Origin of the sequence: Paenibacillus sp. 2TAB23 (assembly GCF_052115165.1) — a bacterium.
In the GTDB taxonomy this organism is placed as follows: domain Bacteria; phylum Bacillota; class Bacilli; order Paenibacillales; family Paenibacillaceae; genus Pristimantibacillus.
This window is the reverse complement of sequence record NZ_JBFRGD010000002.1, coordinates 130,962-150,269: the sequence shown is the minus strand read 5'-3', so window position 1 is coordinate 150,269 and position 19,308 is coordinate 130,962. Positions and strand designations below refer to the sequence as shown.

18 protein-coding genes, 1 pseudogene and 1 riboswitch are annotated in these 19,308 nt (G+C 50.2%); of the genes and pseudogenes, 5 read left to right on the top strand and 14 right to left on the bottom strand.

Features of this window, described 5'->3' with window-relative positions; genetic code table 11:
• Positions 1–169 precede the first annotated feature (169 nt).
• From AB4Z29_RS03380 to AB4Z29_RS03370, 3 genes and pseudogenes are all read left to right on the top strand, one after another.
• Positions 170–529 carry a hypothetical protein gene (locus AB4Z29_RS03380; protein WP_441941708.1) on the top strand — a complete coding sequence of 120 codons (360 nt, stop codon included), beginning with the start codon at positions 170–172 and terminating at the stop codon, positions 527–529.
• Positions 530–1,012: 483 nt separating this feature from the next.
• Positions 1,013–1,435 (top strand): annotated as a pseudogene (locus AB4Z29_RS03375) (NucA/NucB deoxyribonuclease domain-containing protein); the annotation flags it as partial.
• A gap of 12 nt (positions 1,436–1,447) precedes the next feature.
• The gene (locus AB4Z29_RS03370) at positions 1,448–1,603 is read left to right on the top strand and encodes an excalibur calcium-binding domain-containing protein (RefSeq protein WP_441942004.1); all 156 of its coding nucleotides are present in this window, start codon (positions 1,448–1,450) and stop codon (positions 1,601–1,603) included.
• Positions 1,604–1,680: 77 nt separating this feature from the next.
• Here AB4Z29_RS03370 and AB4Z29_RS03365 read toward each other — a convergent pair whose 3' ends face one another.
• Together AB4Z29_RS03365 and AB4Z29_RS03360 are read right to left on the bottom strand one after the other, a co-directional pair.
• A complete protein-coding gene (locus AB4Z29_RS03365; RefSeq protein ID WP_441941707.1) occupies positions 1,681–2,889 on the bottom strand; it encodes an MFS transporter in 1,209 nt (402 codons plus the stop codon).
• A gap of 37 nt (positions 2,890–2,926) precedes the next feature.
• A complete protein-coding gene (locus tag AB4Z29_RS03360; protein WP_441941706.1) occupies positions 2,927–4,456 on the bottom strand; it encodes an FAD-dependent oxidoreductase in 1,530 nt (509 codons plus the stop codon).
• Positions 4,457–4,649: 193 nt separating this feature from the next.
• On the opposite strand from AB4Z29_RS03360, the gene AB4Z29_RS03355 reads away from it, so the two are divergent.
• The gene (locus AB4Z29_RS03355) at positions 4,650–5,462 is read left to right on the top strand and encodes an MBL fold metallo-hydrolase (RefSeq protein ID WP_441942003.1); all 813 of its coding nucleotides are present in this window, start codon (positions 4,650–4,652) and stop codon (positions 5,460–5,462) included.
• Positions 5,463–5,636: 174 nt separating this feature from the next.
• Here the strand turns inward: AB4Z29_RS03355 and AB4Z29_RS03350 are convergent, their stop codons facing one another.
• Positions 5,637–5,978 carry a WGxxGxxG family protein gene (locus AB4Z29_RS03350; protein WP_441941705.1) on the bottom strand — a complete coding sequence of 114 codons (342 nt, stop codon included), beginning with the start codon at positions 5,976–5,978 and terminating at the stop codon, positions 5,637–5,639.
• Between the two features lie 579 nt (positions 5,979–6,557).
• Here AB4Z29_RS03350 and AB4Z29_RS03345 point away from each other — a divergent pair.
• A complete protein-coding gene (locus AB4Z29_RS03345) occupies positions 6,558–6,716 on the top strand; it encodes a hypothetical protein (RefSeq protein ID WP_441941704.1) in 159 nt (52 codons plus the stop codon).
• 90 nt (positions 6,717–6,806) lie between these two features.
• Here AB4Z29_RS03345 and AB4Z29_RS03340 read toward each other — a convergent pair whose 3' ends face one another.
• From AB4Z29_RS03340 to AB4Z29_RS03290, 11 genes are all read right to left on the bottom strand, one after another.
• Positions 6,807–7,580: a glucosaminidase domain-containing protein gene (locus AB4Z29_RS03340; RefSeq protein WP_441941703.1), complete on the bottom strand. Its 774-nt coding sequence runs from the start codon at positions 7,578–7,580 to the stop codon at positions 6,807–6,809.
• A 126-nt stretch (positions 7,581–7,706) separates the two neighbouring features.
• On the bottom strand, positions 7,707–8,213 hold the full coding sequence (locus tag AB4Z29_RS03335) for an ankyrin repeat domain-containing protein (RefSeq protein ID WP_441941702.1): 507 nt from the start codon (positions 8,211–8,213) through the stop codon (positions 7,707–7,709).
• A gap of 188 nt (positions 8,214–8,401) precedes the next feature.
• Positions 8,402–9,268: a TatD family hydrolase gene (locus AB4Z29_RS03330; protein WP_441941701.1), complete on the bottom strand. Its 867-nt coding sequence runs from the start codon at positions 9,266–9,268 to the stop codon at positions 8,402–8,404.
• 1 nt (position 9,269) lies between these two features.
• On the bottom strand, positions 9,270–10,064 hold the full coding sequence (locus AB4Z29_RS03325) for an ABC transporter ATP-binding protein (protein ID WP_441941700.1): 795 nt from the start codon (positions 10,062–10,064) through the stop codon (positions 9,270–9,272).
• Positions 10,065–10,066: 2 nt separating this feature from the next.
• Positions 10,067–10,840, bottom strand: a complete 774-nt coding sequence (locus AB4Z29_RS03320) for an ABC transporter permease (RefSeq protein WP_441941699.1) — start codon at positions 10,838–10,840, stop codon at positions 10,067–10,069.
• The gene (locus AB4Z29_RS03315; protein WP_441941698.1) at positions 10,830–11,132 is read right to left on the bottom strand and encodes a thiamine-binding protein; all 303 of its coding nucleotides are present in this window, start codon (positions 11,130–11,132) and stop codon (positions 10,830–10,832) included. Before AB4Z29_RS03315 ends, AB4Z29_RS03320 begins: the two co-directional genes overlap by 11 nt.
• Before the next feature lie 69 nt (positions 11,133–11,201).
• On the bottom strand, positions 11,202–12,248 hold the full coding sequence (locus AB4Z29_RS03310) for an ABC transporter substrate-binding protein (protein WP_441941697.1): 1,047 nt from the start codon (positions 12,246–12,248) through the stop codon (positions 11,202–11,204).
• A 289-nt stretch (positions 12,249–12,537) separates the two neighbouring features.
• Positions 12,538–12,650: riboswitch (TPP riboswitch) on the bottom strand.
• A 69-nt stretch (positions 12,651–12,719) separates the two neighbouring features.
• Positions 12,720–15,107 carry a methyltransferase domain-containing protein gene (locus AB4Z29_RS03305; protein ID WP_441941696.1) on the bottom strand — a complete coding sequence of 796 codons (2,388 nt, stop codon included), beginning with the start codon at positions 15,105–15,107 and terminating at the stop codon, positions 12,720–12,722.
• Between the two features lie 93 nt (positions 15,108–15,200).
• The gene (locus tag AB4Z29_RS03300; protein ID WP_441941695.1) at positions 15,201–16,283 is read right to left on the bottom strand and encodes a GerAB/ArcD/ProY family transporter; all 1,083 of its coding nucleotides are present in this window, start codon (positions 16,281–16,283) and stop codon (positions 15,201–15,203) included.
• 16 nt (positions 16,284–16,299) lie between these two features.
• Positions 16,300–17,508, bottom strand: a complete 1,209-nt coding sequence (locus AB4Z29_RS03295; RefSeq protein WP_441941694.1) for a Ger(x)C family spore germination protein — start codon at positions 17,506–17,508, stop codon at positions 16,300–16,302.
• Positions 17,509–17,525: 17 nt separating this feature from the next.
• Positions 17,526–19,073 (bottom strand): spore germination protein, encoded by a 1,548-nt coding sequence (locus AB4Z29_RS03290; RefSeq protein ID WP_441941693.1) that lies wholly within the window; start codon positions 19,071–19,073, stop codon positions 17,526–17,528.
• Between the last annotated feature and the right edge of the window lie 235 nt (positions 19,074–19,308).

Here is a 19,308-nt window from a genome sequence, read left to right as displayed (position 1 = left end):
CCAAACATACGTTCCTGATTCAAGCGTTTTATTTATTTTTTTATCGATTTCTTCCATATGCTCGGATAAGCTCCCTAATTGGTTCAAATAAGAGAGAAATGAACCAATAAGGTGTACAATAGGAAGGAGACTAGTTTTCTGCTGTTAAAATTGATGATGAGGTGTTCCAGTGATTCCAGAAGGCGTTGAATGTTCGATATTTTTTGAAACGATTAAACCAAATCCAAAAAGCAATTCTTCATTACTGATTAAAGGCACGGTTAGCTCCGGATTCAAGATTATCATGAGCTTGGAGTTTACTGGCGCAGAACTCATTGATAACAGCAATGCTGCGATACCCGATGAGATCATAGATCTTTTGAAAGAGGATTTAATTGACATTTTCGGATTCGGGCCATTTGATAAAAAAGCTTTGAAACAAGAAATGAAAGATCTGAACATGCTTTACTATGTACGGTACAACGGCAAAGCTTATCGTACGGATGAATGGAAAGACATGACACCTGAAGATTTCGAACGCGCACAGTAATAAAGGCGTTGGATTGATGAAAGTACGCCCGCTTCAACATTTAGGATCGTCAAGCAACCACTTCAAAAGCTCCTTTAGGCTCATGACACGGATTATCCGCCGCAGTAACAAACACCCAATCATTGGCGTCGATTCGTGCATAACTTACAGAGTACTCAACACGAAGGAGGTGCAATGAACATGTCCGGTTATGTTGGCGGTGCTTTCAATAACACTGGTACTATCCTGGTCCTTTTCATTCTGCTTGTCATTATCGCTTGTAGTTGTGGTGTTTTCGGAGGATACGGCAAGGGCTACTAATAGTCCCTGCACGATTAAGCTTAACTCACTTAAACGACATGCTCCCCTTTCATCATGCATAGAAAAGATCCTGTCACAGGGATCTTTTTTTGTTTTTCAAGCCATAATTCCGTTTTCTATTGTATTCGAAGCCCAGAGTGCTGGTGTATGATGGAAACAAACAACTAGAAATGGAGATACATCATGAAAACCATCTTCGCCGCACTGCTTCTTTTATCGTTTATCCTCTCCGGCTGCGGAAATCTCACAACGGCCACTGCCCCTGATACGTCAGTCTCCAGTGGCGACTATGACGAAACCATCCAACTGCAGACCGACCGCTACCCCGAGACGATTGCTCATATTACAGCGGCAATCAAAGGCGGAGCTTCCGCTATTTGCACCATTGACAGAGACGGCGCCGAGGCTAACCGCGACGCTTCGCTGCAAGGCATTCCGACGAAGAAAGGCTTTGACAGGGATGAATGGCCAATGGCCATGTGCAAGGAAGGTGGCGCCGGCGCGGATATCGCCTATGTTTCACCGAAAGACAACCGCGGCGCAGGCTCATGGATTGGAAACCAATTAGCCGATTTAAAGGATGGAACTCGCGTCCTATTCCTAATTAGCGAATCAGCGGTGCAAGACCCGCAGCAACCTGCCGAGGAGGAAACCGTCTTTTATGCCAATTGCGCTGCAGTCAAAGCGGCAGGCGCAGCACCTCTGCATGAAGGAGAGCCTGGCTACAATTATAAGCTTGATCGCGATAAGGACGGCATAGCCTGCAGCTCATAGAATAACTAAACTCAAATACCCCTCGTACTCTCTCCTAGAGAGAATGAGGGGTATTTGAGTTCAATCTATCCAATCATTCAAGAGCTCGTCTGCACGTTGTCCGGTTTAATCGCAAACAGCGCCAATCCGGTACATAGCAATGCCAATCCGGTAAACAGATAAAACAATAGCTCCTTATTTCCTAACAACAAGGATGCTAATAAGGGACCAGCGGCTACCCCAATAAACCTGGCGCTGCTGTAAAGCGAGGTTATCGTTCCTCTCTGCTTCTTCTTAATCCCTTCCGTTATAAGCGCATCGAGGCTAGGCAATGCCAAGCCAATGCCCGCACCGCTTGCAAACATAAATAGCACAAGATAAAACAAACCTTGCTTGTTGATTAATCCGCAAAGGAGCATCATGATCGCTAATAATGCCGTGCCGACCACAATTAACCATTTCATCTTTTTTTTGTTTTCCCCGACATATTTTCCAGTTAAAAATGAAGCCAGACAAATTGCGCTTAAAGGAATGGCTAGCAGCAGCCCCTTGATAATCCCTTCAATATGGTAGCTTTCCTCGATAACCGACGACAAATTGTACAAAAACCCGAACATGATTAACATTCCGATGCAGCCAATAGCAAATATCGCATACAGCCAGTGGCCATTCTCACCGAATACTGCTTTGATGGATCTCCAGAACGTTTTTAATCCAACCTCTTCGCTCCTCTTTTTACTCGGAACCTTCACCAGGAAAAGGACAGCAACGATCGCGATGATGGAGAGAATCGGTATAATCGCCAGCGGCAAAAACCATACGATGAGGGCAAGCGCTGCTCCTAATACAGGACTGAGCACTTTCCCGAATGTATTGGAGGTTTCAATCATCCCAAGTCCGCTGCTGACCTCTTCCTCTTTGTCAAACATATCGCCTACCAACGGAATGACAATTGGAAATGCGCCCGCTGCCCCAATCCCTTGTATGAACCTGCCTGTCAATATTACGGCATACACATGCGAATCCATTAACCAAGCAGCCAAGCCTGCTATTAAGCCGCCTAACGCCGCGATCGACAATCCGATTATAATAATTATTTTCCTGCCGTACCGATCGGACAAATAACCTGCAATGGGGATAAACACTATCGATATTGCCGCATAAACCGTAATGATCAGGCTCGACTGAACGGCAGAGATATGTAGCTTCTTCTGCATTAAAGGGAGCACCGGTATCAACATGGAGTTAGCGAGCGTCATAATTAACGGAATCGATGCTAAGGCTGCTAAATCCCACTTTTTTTTCACAGCTGCGCTCCCTTCTTATTATCGATTACTTAAGCAATCAGGTACGCAGCACGATTAATGGTTCTTCCGCAGGTCCTTCAATCACGTCGCCGCTAACCGAAAATCTTGAACCATGGCATGGACAATCCCATGTTCGGTCCCCATTATTCCACTCCACTTCGCAGCCCATATGCGTGCACGTTGTATCCACAAGATACAGCTTGCCTTCACTGTCCTTGTAGGCTCCCGCCCGTTTGCCATGCAGCCTCACGACACTGCCTTCATCCAGAGCCAGGTCCTCAGGACGCTTGTTAACCATTTCTAGCTTTCCGGCAATCAGATGCTTCGCTACATCGATATTATCCACAATCAGATTTTTGATGGTACCAGCAGATATAGAACGCGAGGGGGCAAACAAATCTTCGTAGGCATTTTCTTTATTTAAGATCATATCTCGAATAAGCAACGCCGCAGCCGTACCGTTCGTCATCCCCCATTTTCGATAGCCAGTTGCGATGTAAACGTTTGGAGAGGTCGCAGTGATCCGGCCAATAAACGGTATTTGATCTCCCGTTGCCAAATCCTGTGCCGACCATCGATATACGATTTCTTCGAGTTGAAAATATTTTTCGGCGTAACGCTTCAATTCCTCGTAATGATTAATCGTGCATACCCCTTGTCCGGTTTTGTGACTCTGCCCGCCAAGCAAAAGCAGCTTGCCATGCTCCACCGATTCCGCGCATCGCATCGAGCGTTTTGGATCTTCCGCACTTAGATACATGCCTTCCCCCACATGATCCGTTACGCGGAGGCCAAGCACATAGGAACGGTCTGCATGCATTCTGGCGAAATAAAACCCAAGTCCGTCATAAAACGGGAAATGGGTACAAGATACGACATGCTTGCATTTGATTCGGTGATCTTGGCTTGTTATGACTTCCGGCGTAGACCCCGTCTTAACGTCCACTGCTGTCGTGTTCTCGTATACAATGCCGCCCAGCTCCGCAAACTTATCCACAAGGGCAGATAAATATTGCAAAGGATGAAATTGTGCTTGCTCATGCATGATCACTGCTGCTTTAGCCGGTACTTGTAAGGGAATACGCTCTACATACTCGCCAGATATGCCTAACCGTGAATAAGCTGACATTTCCATTTCCAACTTCTTTATGTATGCATCTGATTCCGCGTAGACATACGCTTCCTGTGCAGAGAAACCGCAATTTATGTTCGCATTTTCAATCGTTCGCTTTATAAATTGCAGCGCTTCAGCATTAGCTCTGTAGTATAATTGAGCTTTTTCCAAGCCTTCTTTCCCTATAAGCTCATCATAGATAAGGTCATGCTGCGCCGTTATTTTGGCTGTCGTATGTGCCGTCGTGCCGCCAAGCAGCTTACCCGCTTCGACGAGTACGACTTTGAATCCTTCCTGAACGAGCAAATATGCCGTTGTAATGCCGGAGATGCCACCGCCTACAACCGCAATATCCGCTTCGATATCTTGTTCAAGTGCAGGAAATATGGATCGTTTATTCGTGGAGTCCATCCAAAGGGACTGTGGAAATTTTGGAATTTGGTTTGAAGTCATTATGCTAGTCTCCTTCAATAATAATGTTCTTAATGTGTACGAAAATGACTTTTTCATACTCAGTCCGCCAAGGCAGGTTAAAAGAGTGAATGCAACGAGAATAAGCACTTACCGATTGGACATTTTATAAAGGAATTGATAACGATGGAGGCGGTTTACGTTGGAGAGTACGTTTGAGCATTCCTTTATTCCGATGACAAGCTCTGCAAGCGGTGAAGGACTTGCTTATCGGCCGGATATTTATTGTTTGCCTATCCAAATTGTAAACATTTGTTTCATCGGGGACCCCAATGATCAGCAAGGAAAATGGGCGCTCGTGGATGCAGGCATGCCTAGCTCCGCCAAAAAAATTATAAAAGCAGCGGAGGAGCGGTTTGCAAACCCGCCTCATGCTATTATTTTGACTCATGGCCACTTCGATCATGTTGGCGCCATTATTGAATTGATCGAGCATTGGGGAGTTCCTGTCTATGCGCACAGACTGGAGCTTCCATATCTGACCGGCAAATCTGACTATCCGCCTGCCGACCCATCCGTTCATGGAGGACTTATCGCTGAGCTCTCCTCTTTATTTCCTCATGATGGCATTAATCTTGATGACAAGGTAAAAGCTTTGCCAGAGCATGGCGTCGTCCCAGGTATGCCGGATTGGCAGTATATTCATACGCCTGGGCATACGCCAGGACACATCTCGCTGTATCGAGAAGCAGACGGCACCTTAATTGCGGGAGATGCGTTCGTTACGGTAAAGCAGGAATCGCTTTACAAGGTTTTGACACAGGAGCAGGAAATCAGCGGTCCACCCAAATATTTTACGACCGATTGGGTGCAGGCTGAGAAATCCGTCAAGAGGCTCGCGGCGCTCGATCCTTATTTAGCGGTTACGGGACATGGTGAACCGATGTTTGGCGAGCTTCTGAAAGACAATCTTCAGCTGCTAACCACTAAGTTTCAAGAAATAGCAGTACCTGAGCATGGAAGATATGTACCGGAGAAAACTCATTAATACAATGGGGCTGTCCCATAAGGGCAACCCCGATTCGGCCAATTTCAAAACAAACACAAAAGAACCTTCAACTCCACTAAGTGGAGTTGAAGGTTCTTTGCTAAGCCTATATACGATGCGGATCTGATATTTTCAAAAATTAACTTTTGAGATAATCCTTGTTATACAGATCGATTATGTGCGTTCGCGACCGCGGTTTCTTAATCCCGCAAGTCCAATCAATCCGAGTAACCCTAGCCAGCTCCAATTGAAGTCGTTATCGTTATCTACTGCATTGGTACGATAATTGTTGGCGTTCATGTTAGTACGGTTGTCCATATCGAGTGCGCGGGTCGTTCTATTCACGCCTCTTTCGATATCGGAACGTAAGCCTGTATCCGGCACCGTGTTACCCATTCTGTTATTATTGTTGTAATTCTCCATCGTACCCGATTTTGCATTATCGGCGAAAGCAGGTACTACCAGCACGAATGTTAAACATGCAACTAAACAGAACGATGTCCAAAACTTTTTCATTTGCTCGACCCCTTATTCATTTGATTTTTGGTTCGGGTTTATTGTTTCACAGCAGCAGCCTAACTATGCAAATGCCGTCGAGAAAGCAATACCTGACAAAACATCATTCATTTACGTACGCTTAGAAGTTTTGAACACAAAAACAGCCGGTTTTCACCACGCTAAGGGTATAACTGGCCTTATGGGCCCAGTACCAGCATAGCTGGCACCAGGGGCAAATTTAAATGTTAGTATTTGGTCTTGGAAAGTTCCTCTTTGACGTGAATCGGAGCAATCCTGTCGAATTATGATAAGGGTAATCGCGTCTTAAGGGATCATTCAACATTCAGACAAACATTTTTAATGTTAAGTTAAGGTTCGTTTCTTATACTTAATGACATCAACCCCACTGTTGATATATAGATCTAGGACACCGGCCCGCAGCGATGCGGGTCATTTTTTTGTTTTCTTAGATAGGAACCGCCTAATCGTTTGGAACGTTCAACCCATAAAAACGTTATAGTCGAATATACTTTCAAGAAGTGGCTGTATGCGAAGAAGGCTTTGTGATCCAAAGCCTAAGCTTTAGGAGGCGATTTAATGGAGACATTCGGAAGAGGCTGTTTGTACATTATTCTTGGCGTCATCATCGTGATGTCGTTGGCATTTATTGTTGGAGGCACCATTACGATACCTTGGTACATTCTAATTCCCCTTATTGTTCTCGCCTTTTGGGCAGCTTCACGAAAAGGAAAATAGCTTGTCTTCATACGGACCATAAGAAACCGGCAATCGGACCCTCGATTGCCGGTTTCTTATGGCTTCGTGCGGTGCCTTCCGCATTCCCTTCTATTTCAGCAGAATGACTCGCGCAGCCGGATCCCAAACGGGCGCAAAGCCAAGCGCTGCTGCCACTGCGCGAATAGGAACATACCCCGTCGCTTCGGATAATAAAGATTCCAATGGGTCACCATTCACCGTTACCTGAGTACCGGTCCAATCGATTTCGGCTCCCAGCGCTTCGCCTGCCAATCTGGCAGGCACCCACGTCGAGCCGCCGAGCAGGTAACCGCTTGAAATATATAGGCCATTATAAAGCAAGGCTATCACTTCTGCCTCTTTAAGCTTCTCCGGCTTCGGAACTTGCTTGGTTCCTGCGGCATCATGCTTCTTCAAGCTGTACTGATTGATGATTGCTTTCAGCTTCGACGGATACGATGGATCGGTCGCATAGCCGCAGGCGAAGAGCATGTCGGCTTGCCGTTCAGGAGTCAATGCCTTCCGTACCCGTTCATACCGAGGCGTATTCAGCAGCATATCTAAATCCTTGTAGAAATGATAAACGCTCTTGTAGGCCCGGAATGCGGCTCTCGTCGTTTCATTGCGTCCGTCAACAACCTCCCAAGTCCCCTTCACCACTGCCTCACCGTGCCAATAAACGTTCGTTTGGCCGCTGCCTACCTTAATGCCGCCTAAATTGAACCATTCATGGATGACACCGCCGGTTTCCAGCAAATTTTGCGCCAATCGAACGGATGGGAACATGGGTGAGCCTTCCTGACGGATCCGGATAACTGTCGGAGCAAGCGTCTCAAAAAATGCCTTTCTTGTCAGCTGCGCCATTGCATGGCTCCCTTCTGCCGCTTGCAGCGGCTTTGGATCTTACCTGTCTTTATCTTTGTATGCAGAAGACAGGCAAGCCGCAATGGACAATCTGGCATGAAAATCAGGCTATTAGCATCAAAGTTCTCAGGCTGTCGCTCCATTTTCCACTAAGCATGCGGCTGCCTTGAGGTTGCCTTTTTCTTTGGCTAAACCCAAAGCCGTCGTTCCATCCTCGGCCTGCGCATGGATATCCGCCCCATGCTCAAGCAGCAAACGGATAATGGCAGCCCCATCGTCATGGAAGGCAGCCGAATGCAGGCTTGTATGGCCATTGCTATCGGCAATATTCGTCTTAGCGCCGCGGCTGAGCAACAGCTCAATTACGGCAAGCTCTCTTTCACCTGCAATTGAAGCGTGCAAAGCGGTATTGGAGGGTATATAGCTAACTTTGGAATGTGATATCGCATCAAGCTCAGCTCCGTAATCAAGCAGCAGCTGTACCGCAGCCGCATGCCCATAATGGGAAGCAAAGCCGAGCGGCGTCAGGCCATCGGCGTTTTCCGTATTGGCCCATGAACGGTCCATTTCCAGAAGCTCCTGCAATCGTTCCGTGTCTCCCTTGCTTGCTGCCGCAAAAACGTCATTAATCATGAGAAGCCGACCTCCATCATCTTGAATTGAAATAAGATCCCGCTATTGAATGCGATCGCTGTATACTCTTGTTCGCTATCATCCGGTCATATCCTTTCAACTGATAGCGTATGTGTCAAAAAAGAAAAGCCGATTCGTCTAAGGACTCTCCCTTAATGAATCGGCCATACGGCATGCAGGCATAGCGGCTACTGCTGCAGCCCATAGAATCGACGCGTATTCGCAAGCAGAACCTCAGCCACAGCTTCAGGAGGCTGCTGCTTAATGCTTGCGATATGCTTTGCCGCATCAGCCGCCATTGCCGGCTTCGTCTGGCGTCCTGCATACGGTCCTTCGAACGGCCACGGTCCGTCGGTCTCGACCATCAGCTGCTCGATCGGATATTGCGCGACTAGCTGCCTGATTTCCTCCTCATACGCAACGTCCGGCGTGACGGAAACCATATATCCGCTAGCGGCCATGCGGTCTATTACTGCATCGTCGCCCTTGAACCAATGGAAATGCGCTCTGCGAACGCCATATTTCTCCAAAATATCGCATGCCATAGCGGCATCCTCATAGACAGCATGCAGCACGATCGGAAGGTCCAGCTCTGCTGCCAGCTTGGAAAACCTCTCCAGCAGCTCCACATACGGCCTCTCGTCAAAAGCTCCTTCTCCCTTTTGCTCTGCTTCTAAGCGCGAGTAATACGGGAGTCCAACCTCACCTATCGCGAACAGCTCACCAGCTGCGGAGCATGAACGAATCCACCCGATAAGCTCGTCCAGTTCCTCCGCTTCGGGTATCGGCTGCTCCGGATGAAAGCCGTATGCCGGATATACGCGTCCCGCATATTGCATCGCAAGCTCACGATTCACCATGGCAGAAGCCAGATGCATGGAGACCGCAACGACGGCCTCCACGCCTTCCGCAAAAGCCTGCTCCAGCAATTCGTTCCGCTCCTCCTCCGCATAGAGATCAACATGAATATGGGCGTCGATGCACGCAGCGGATGCGGATACCTTTACACCGGACTCCTCCTCCGACAGCTGTCCATTTCCCCAATCCTTTGCCATCCTAACCTCTCCCCTCGGCACTTTCCTGCAGAAGCGTATAGATGTGCTGCTTCAGTTCATTGAACCGCGGATCGTACCAAATCGCTTCATCTCGGGGACGCTCGAAGGGAACGATGAATTCCTCGAGCACCACAGCAGGAGACGCCGACAGTACGACTATGCGGTCTGATAGATACAAGGCCTCCTCGATGCTATGGGTCACAAGCAGCACAGACCTGCGGTTCTGTTCCCAAATTGACATCAACCACTGCTGCATCTGCAGACGAGTTAACGCATCCAATGCACCAAACGGCTCATCCAGAAGCATTAATTGCTGCGGCGCCAGCAAAGCCCGAAGAAAGGATACGCGCTGCTGCATGCCGCCGGACAAAACATGGGGATAGGCGTGCGCGTATTCCTGCAGCCCGATCCGCTCCAGCCATTCCTTTGCTTTGGCTTTTGCTTCTTTGCGGTCTATGCCGGATACGACGAGCGACAGCGCAATATTGCCTGCAACGGTTTCCCAAGGCAGCAGCGATGCTTGCTGCGGCATGTAGGAGATGTGCCCCCGTACGCCGGTTGTCTCCTTGCCGCCTATCCAAACCCCGCCCTCTGAGGGACGCTCCAAGCCGCCAATTACTTGGAACAAGGTTGTTTTCCCGCTCCCCGACGGTCCAATAATCGAGACGAACTCGCCGTCCGCAACCGAAAAGGACAAGCCTGCAAGCACCTCTTTGCTTGCTGCTCCCTTGCCGAAGCTCTTTCGAATTCCCTGTACCTCTAGAGCGGACGGATGGGCTGCTAGCTCTCTTCCCATAGCTACCTCACCTCTTTCTTCGGACGCCAACGAATAATAAGCCGCTCTGCCAGCGTCACGAGCCCGAATTGCGTCAAACTAAGCGCCACGATAATAAAAACGGCCGCAAATACCCGATCCGGCATGAAACCTTTGGAAGAAATGAGCATAAAAGCGCCCAGTCCCTTATTCGTGCCGAGCCATTCTGCAACTACCGCGCTTAATACGCTGTATGAGGCCGCAATTTTTAATCCCGAAAATAAATGCACGACAGCATGCGGAAGCTCCAGCTTCCAGAACAACTGCAGCCTGCTGATTCCGATCATCTGCAAGTAATTGCGCAGCTGAGCATCCGTATTCATCAGTCCGTCCAGCATCGCTACCGTAATAGGGAAGAAACAAACCATGATGACCAGCAGCGCCTTCGGCAGCAGCCCATACCCCAGCAGCATCGTTAGAATCGGCGCAATCGCGATAACGGGAATATTTTGCGACAGAACAAGCAGCGGATAAACCGCCGTACGCACACCTGGAATTAAATGCAGCAAAGCGGCGAGCACGAAGCCCACCGCCGATCCACCTACAAAACCGATGAGCGTTAACTGAACGGTCGCTTCCGTATGCTCCATCAGCCTCGGCCATATCTGAATCGCTTCATTAACGATCGACACCGGGGACGGAATCAACCATTCGTCGAACAGCTCCAACCACGATGCGGCCTGCCAGCCTGCCAGCAGCATGATCAAAAGCGCGGCTGGCGGCCATAATTTCGACCACGCGCTCTTCTTATTGCCCATCGGGGTATTTCTCCAGCAATCTTCCCATCGAAGCGCCGTTTACTGGATTATAGTAAATTTTAATCTGCGAAATCACTGAAGGGCAGCCCATCTCCGCCATCGCTTCGCTCATCGTCTGCACGACGCTCAGCAAATGGCTAAGCTCGCCTTCCATAGTCGTCTCAAGCGGCGCCACGCGGTACGGCACGCCTGCTGCTTTAATGATCTCGATTGCCCGGTCCACATAAGGGATGACACTTTCTCCGCCTGGCGTCGTCGGTAATATTTGAATGCTTACAAGTGCGTTTGCCATCTAGCTTCCCTCTTTCTCCTTATGATCGGCTGCGTTCATGTACGCCGCCTTTCCTTCAAGCTGCCGCCTCTATTCCGGTAAAAATTCGTTCGTGAAAGCTTTCTCCGCCTCAAGCTCCTTCTCCAGCAGCTTGTGCTCAAACATCCAGCTTGCGTAGTTTTCCCATACGCTAAGCTTCTGCTCGCCCCAGCGCGGCGCATCATCCTGATATTTAGGGCTTAGCCATTTCTGGCTAGCCCGAACGAGCTCCGCGTTCAAGTCCGGCTCGGCTTTAATCAAAATCTCCGCAGCCTCATCCGGATTGCCGATTGCGAACTGGTACCCTTTCGCCGCCCCAGCCGTAAACGCTTTGACGATATCCGGCTTATCCTTGATCATAGCTTCGCTTGTTGAAAGCACCGGCGTATAATAATCCAGCTTGTCGCTATAATCCGTCAAATATAACATGTTGATTTTCTCGCCGCGAAGCTCTGCCTCTACGCCTGTCCATGCATAATAAATCCACGCAAAATCAATATCGCGCTTGACCGCCGTGAAAAAATCGCTGTCGCCGATGCTGATCATGTTGACCTTGCCCACATCAGCACCCTTCTCCTGCATAAGCGACTGAATGACAGCTTCCTCAACTGGAGCTCCCCAGCCACCGTAGGTTTTCCCTTCGAATTTCTCTGGCGAATCAATGCCCTTGGCTAGCGGCGATGCGAAGCCTGAAGTATTGTGCTGAATAACCGCTGCGAGCGATACGAGCGGCACGCCTGCGATCCGGGCCATCGTAATGGACTCTTGGTAGCTTACGCCGAATTGTACGCTGCCTGATGCGACCATTTGATCGGCTCCGCTTTGGCCTGGCTGGATAATTTCAACATCAAGCCCCAGTTCTTTGAAAAAGCCTTTATCTCTAGCGACATATAGTCCGGTATGATTCGTGTTCGGTGTCCAGTCAAGAACAACCTGTACCTTCTCGAGCGGCTTGTCCGCCGTCCCGCCTTGCTCATTTGGTTCCTCGCTTGCTGCCGGCGCGTTTCCGTTCGATCCGCAGCCCGCCAGCGCCAATACGATAACGAGCATGGCGCCTGCCATTCTCCACGACATTCTCCCTGCCTTTTTCAACATCATGATGTCTTTGTTCCCCTCTCATTGCTCCTATTTGTCTATCATGACGAACCAGCCTCGTATCCGGTGCCCAACCTGCGCCATTAATACGGCAACAAGCGTAAACGGCTGTCGCCGTCCTCTGTGGCAAAGCAGTCGTTTCGCGGAGATATACAAGCACATTTATATGTGAAAACATATAAATTCTTATATATCAAAAAAAAGCGTCCTCCCAATCCGGAGGACGCCATATAATCGGCTGTGCAGCTGCTTGCAGACGGTCAATGCTCGATCTTCTCGATCCAGCAAGCCTGGCAAACAGAGCTTCTGTCCCTACGCTGGCATTATCCAGATCAGGTTTAACGGGTCGGAATTGTACTGATAATTCCCTCTCAGCCGGCATAACCAGCTCCCCGGAACATATTTGGTTACGTCAATACTTTCAATTGTATAGCAAAACCTATCGTTACCGCTAGTTTTTTTTGAAAAGCCTAATCATCCGCCCTGCTGGCGTTTGTTCTTTCTGCATACCACTACGATATACATCGGCTCCGCGCTCTTCAGCTCATGCAGCGGAATCAGCTCATGCGGGTTCCACTCCCGTTTGTAGGTAGCTGCCCGCTCAGGTGCCATACCGTGCGCTTCGCGCAGCCAACGCATCGTCGGAAACAAAGAATCATCATAAATGTTTTGGCCGTATACAGCCTCGATAGCATAATACTGTACAAGCTCCCCAATCAGCTCGGACGTTCGGTACTCGAAGCGGTGATGCTGGTTGAAGGGCAGCTCTTCAAAATAAATCGGCGTATTCGTAACCGTGCGGTTCGGCGTCGATACGATAAACAAGCCGCCTTCTTTGAGCACGCGCGCCGATTCCTTTATCCAGTCCGCTCCTATCGCAACATGCTCGATTGTCTCGAAGGAAACAACCGCCTCGAAGGAATCATCCGCGTAAGGCAGCGCCAGCACATCCGCATCGGCGAACGATACGCCGCTGCCGCCGTAGTCACGTTCCGCAAGCGCAAGCGAGGCGCGGTCCACGTCGACGCCAACGACCTCCGCCGCTCCGGCTTGCTTCAGCATCGCGCTGCCATATCCCGCTCCGCAAGCGGCATCCAGTACGCGCAGCCCTTTTACAAGCGGTCCGGCAAACGTATAGCGGCTCATATGCTCATGGTAGACGCTGCTGTAATCTTGTTTCACAGCTTGATTGACAACAAGACGCTCACCCGTGAACATCACATCGTTCTGCTCTGCCAATGCGCCAGCCACCTCCTGCGTAGGCAAGACCGGCTTTCGATCATCCTGGATTGTTCCATCAGCGTAAGTACTGTTTTTTACCGGCGCTTCGAGGCTTTCACCCACTGGTACTTTCAGGCTTTCACTCACCGGCACTTTCAGGCTTTCACTCACTGGCACTTCCAATCTCTCATCCGCCGCAGAAGCGTCCCCCACTGGGGCAGGCGCCTCTCCTTGCTCTTCATCGCCCGTCACCTCCTGCGGAGCATCATGTGCGATGCGGCCGTACACGAGCAAATACGCGGCTGTCAGCTCATTCGAGATTGCTTTTCCCGTCAGTTGATCAAGCATCCCGATAAAGGCTTGCTGATCCTCCGGTTTGTTCTCGGCAAGCGTAACCTTCACGTATGCAAAGCCCGATTGCACGAATAATTGGTGAACCTGCTGCAGTGTATATTGCATCGCTGCTTGGCGCTGCGCATTGACGTTCGCGGGATCTAAATACTGCCTGATGTTCTCGTAATAAAAGCGGTTCGCAAAGCATCCCGTAATCCAGCCGCCCGGCGCGAGCAGTCCCACAAGCCGCTTCATCGCCTGCGGTGTTCCATACGCATGCGAATCTCCGATGATGATTCCGCTCAAGCCCTCTTCCGGCAGCATCCAGTCCTCCGGCTCACTCGAGCGGAATACCGTAATGCCCGAACCCTCGGCTACCTGTGCAGCCAGTTCATTCCGTTCCACGCCGAACCAGACTGCAGCGGGGAACTGCTTTTTCATATGAAGAATGGTCGCTCCGCAGCCGCAGCCAATTTCCAGAATCGCGCATTCCTCGCGCTTGAAGCCATGGGATTCCCGTTGAATTACCGTGCTGAAATCCATTCGGATATGGGTAGCTTCTCCCGGATGAAAGCCCCACTTCGCGCTGAAAATCTTTGAGTTATTCTCGAAGGTTTGCAAGTAGAGCTCAGGCTGCGCGCCAAAGGAAACACTTCCAAAATGGTGAATAAAGGTATCGCCGCACAGGATAAGCTTATACCCTGCAAGCCTCATCCGCAGACCATAATCGTCATCCTCGAAGTTTCCGATGCCGAAGCATTCGTCAAGCGGTCCGATTCGCTCTGTCGCCTCGCGCCGCATAAGCATGCAGTAACCAACCAGCTTTACGCGTTCTTCCCATTTCATGCGGTCTGGAATGGCATGCAGCGCGGAAGCGAACAGCTCCATTTCTTCAATGGTATGATACGTAACTGGAATTGTAGTCCAATAGGAAGCCGAATTCGTAACGGGACTGACTGCCCCAATCCGGTCGTCGCTAAACAAGCAGCGCTTCAAGCCGTCAAGCCAGCCAGGCGTGACAATCGTATCGTTATTAAGCAGCATGAGAAGCTGTCCCGAAGCTGCCGCCATGCCTTGATTGCAGCCTTTCGGAAACCCAGCGTTGCTGCTGTTTGCAATTAGAATGATATCGCTTTCGTTTTTGGCCCATTCCACTGTGCCGTCCGTCGATGCGTTGTCTACTATAATCAGCTCATAGCAGCCCTGCTGCGTATGGCGCCGAATGCTCTCCACGCATTGCTTCGTATATTCAAGCTTATTGTAAGTAACAAGGATAATGCTTGTTATGCTTCTGCCGGCATCGCTCACGCGTATCCCCCTCAAGCTGTCGTAAACCGCTCACCATTCCATAAAATATGTTGGAATCTCCCTATCGGTGAGAAACTCATGACAGCCGCAACCTTATCCGGCAGTCTTGTATTTCTTCCTCAGTCCTACAACTAGCATGAGCAGCGGCAGCACGATCTGAAATAACGGAACGATCTTAAGCGTAATATCAAGCCCGATCCATAGGTGGTACGTATTGTTGGTTTCCAGAAACGAAGACGCATAAATGACAAGCCCTACGGGCAGCACGCAAAAACGGTAGGCTATGCCCGTCACGGCTTTCAACGTAAATACCGCTGCCATGTATAAGGCTGTCATCTTTACGTAGAGACCGATAAACAGCAGCAGCGTTACGATCACGTCAAGCCTCTCAAGGATGTTGGCAAGACGTATCATTTGAACGACCTCCAGCAGCGGAAGTGCCGTTAATGCGGCCAGCTCCGGTCCAAGTACGCACAGCACGAGCACATTCATGAGAATTAGAAAGATAGAAACGCCAATGTAAGCCCAGTAGGATACGCGTCCGATTACTTTTTTCTCGCTCACATGCTTCCAGAAAACGAAAAAAATAACCATTTGACCAAACGGGAAGGAGAGCAGGTCAGGAAAGGCCGATTTCATGACAGGTCCTATCCCATTCTCTAATATGGGCAGCAACTGCATGAGTTTAGGCAGCCTTGCAATAAAAAGCAGCAAAATGAGAAACGTGTAGCTAAGCGCCACAATAGGGAACAGCAGCTGCACCACGCGTACGAATACCTCCAGCCCCTTGCTAACCGTATAGGCCGCAGCACTGATGATCAGCAGCATGACGATCCACTTTGGCGTAAAGGTCAGCAGCGCCATCATCGTAAGCTCGCCTACGTCCCGTACATTGCGCATGGACTCATAGGCAAACCAAAGGGCATGCAAGCCACCGATAAAGCCGCCGATCCAGCGGCCGAAATGCATGGTATACAGCTCAGCGAGCTCCGCTTCAGGCGCTCGTTTTTGTATACGCACATACATAAACGTAAGCAGCAGGCCGGCAAACGCAGCAGCAGCCATCGCCAGCCAAGCATCCTGCTTCGCTTTAATTCCGAGCTCGAACAAGGGGGTGCTTCCGATCAAAAAGATAATAATCAATATCGAGAGCTGGTTTTTTCCGATCTGCTGCATACGATCTCCTTCCCGCTTACTTGCTGCCTTTTTTCTGCTCCTTCTTAAATCCGCTCCCGCTCATGCCCGTCGAGTTGATCTTCACCTTAACCGACAGCTTCACTTCCGTATCTGGAAACATTTCCGGCCAGCTTTCGGAGATCTGGGACCACTGCCTCGGGTACTTCTTATGGATGGCATTCCCGAATCCGACCACGTCCGCTTTATGCCTCCGAACAGCCTTCCAGCCTTGCTCCATAATTGAAGAAATCTCGCCCTCGATAAGCTTCTCGACCTTCGCGACCTGCTTTGGCTTAGACAAATCACCCTCGCAATTGTACTCCATCAGCGTCCCAACGGCGCTCGCCTCGATCTGCATCACCCATTTGCCGTTTGACTGCCGCGGGTACTGCTCAGTCTTGGCATGCGTAATTCGAATAGACGAGCTTTTCTGGCCATTCCCATCCTCATCGCAGGCAAATGGAATGGTCGTTTTTTTCACATGGTTAGTAAGCCACATCACGCCTTGGCTCTCTTCATTATTAATCCACCCGACCAGCTTATCGCCTGCAATCAATGCCATCTCTGACAACCGCACCTTGCTTGGCGTGCTCGTATGCGTCAGCTGCTCGGCACGCTCCACGCTCTCATTCGCGCCCGAAACGGTTAAGCCTGGGAGGCCGGTCGCATGGGTTGTCCCGAGCAAATCGAGCAGCACCTGATGCACCGTCATCTGGCGGAAGGTCGAGCTGTTCATTTCCTCATTGGTAATCATGCGCTGGATGGCTGCGCCGGGAATTTTCTCAAGCGGAATAAGCTGCTCCAGCATCCGGCGCGCGCTGCCTTTGGACAGGTAGACGCTTACCGTCTCACGGGAATCATGGTTGCGCAGATACGTATCCAAGAACGGACCCAGCCCTTTTCGCGCAGCCTCCTGCCCAATAATAACGATCTGGGTGTGGGAGAAATACAGCCGCCGCGAGGTCTCTTGGCTGGCCTTGCTGACTGCGCTGCGAAAGCTTTCGCCCTTTGTCGAGAATACGTTTACCGCTGCGGAGTTGCCGGCAGCGCTTTGACTGGAGATGGCCTGCGGAATAACCACTTGATACGACAGCACCCAATTTCCATCCTTCCAGTCGATGCCCGTTGCGGAAATGACCGCAATATCGTTCAGCTCCACGCGGTTCCAGCAGCCCGTCACGAGCAAGCATGCAAGCAGCGGCAGCAGCAGCCTCCATTTGTTCATTGGCGTCTCTCCTCTCGTTACGCTTTGTCAGAATGGCGCTGCGCCGGCGGTTTTTTCCCGTTTGGCCTGCGTTTTGGATTTCTTAAGTTCAAATCAAGCGGGCGAAGCACGATAGCCCACCAAGGCAGCCTTATGAAAACATCCCTCCACGGTCCCTGTTTCGTAGGACCAGGCGCCAATGGCGACATGTAAGGCACGCCGAAGGAACGCAGCGAAGCAAGATGAATGAGCATGAACAGCACGGATATGAATATGCCGAAAAATCCGAACATGCCTGCCATGATCATGAAGAGAAAACGTATGATTCGGGAGGTCGCCGCCATATTGAATTCCGGCATAACGAAATTCGAAATGGCCGTGAAGGACACGATAATAACCATTCCTGCCGATACAATGCCCGCCTGCACCGCTGACTGTCCGAGAACGAGAGCCCCCACGATCGAAATAGCGGGGCCGATCGCCCGCGGCATTCGCAGTCCCGCCTCACGCAGCACCTCGAACGTCAGTTCCATCAATAGCGCTTCTACTAAACCCGGGAACGGAATGCCTTCTCGCTGAGCTGACAGGCTGATCAGCAGCGTAGTCGGGAGCATCTCCTGATGGAAGGTCGTTACGGCGATATAAAGGGCAGGAAGAACGATAGAAATGACATAAGCCCCATAACGAATCATGCGTACAAACGTAGCAATATCATATCTTTGATAATAGTCCTCTGGCGATTGGAAGAAGGTAAAAAAGGTGGTCGGTGCCATCAATGCCATCGGCGATCCATCCACCATGACAGCTACTCTTCCTTCTAGAAGCGCAGCCGCAACCGTATCTGGCCGCTCTGAATTGAGGAGCGTGGGAAATAGTGTAAAGGTCTCGTCTTGAATGAATTCCTCGATATAGCCGCTCTCGAGCACGCCGTCAATATCAATATCCGCCAAGCGGCGATAAACCTCTTTCACAATGCCCTCGTCCGCTATGCCGTGCAAATACAAAACGGCTACATTCGTATGGGTTTGCCGACCGATCTTATGCATTTGAACATGTAGATCGGATGAGCGGATAATTCGCCTAACCAAGCTTATATTCGTTCTTACATTTTCTACGAAGCCATGCTGCGGTCCCCGAATAACCGTTTGGGTTTGCGGAATGGTCACGCTCCGCTGCTCGCCGCCATTCACATCCGCCGTCAATGCCGCCGCGCTTCCATCCGCCATAATGACACATAAGCCATCTGTCAAATATTGAAGCGCCTGCTCCAGACCTTCGATAACCTGCACCGACCCGATGGACACGACACAGCTGCGGAGCGCCTCCAGCAGCTTGGCGCCTTTCACGTACGCATGCTGGGGCAGCTTCATCGACATTAACGGCTCCATGACACTTTCGTTGACGGTCTCTGAATCAACGATTCCGTCTATATAAATGATCGCGATCTCGCGGTCTGGAGCCGCATCGCTGCGAAACATCCGAATGACGATATCAGTGCTGCCTCCGAAGCGATTGCGAATCGTCTCGACGTTTGCATGCAGCGATGGACTAAACGGCGTGAACTCTCCAGCGTTTTGTATGTTCATAACGGCACCTTTCGTTTCCATGTTGCTTCTATTTTGGCGCATTATGGGTTTAAATATGTACGGCAACTTTGGTACGCATAGGAAAGAGGGCAGTTCTGAGCGGACTGCCCTCTTTCCTATGTATCGTATATGTGCTTCCGTTCATCTATTCTAGATCCATCCCCTTTCCTTTCAAAATTAAAAATAGCCTAGAGGCGTACATCATCTCTAGACCCCTCATTCAACGAACCACCAG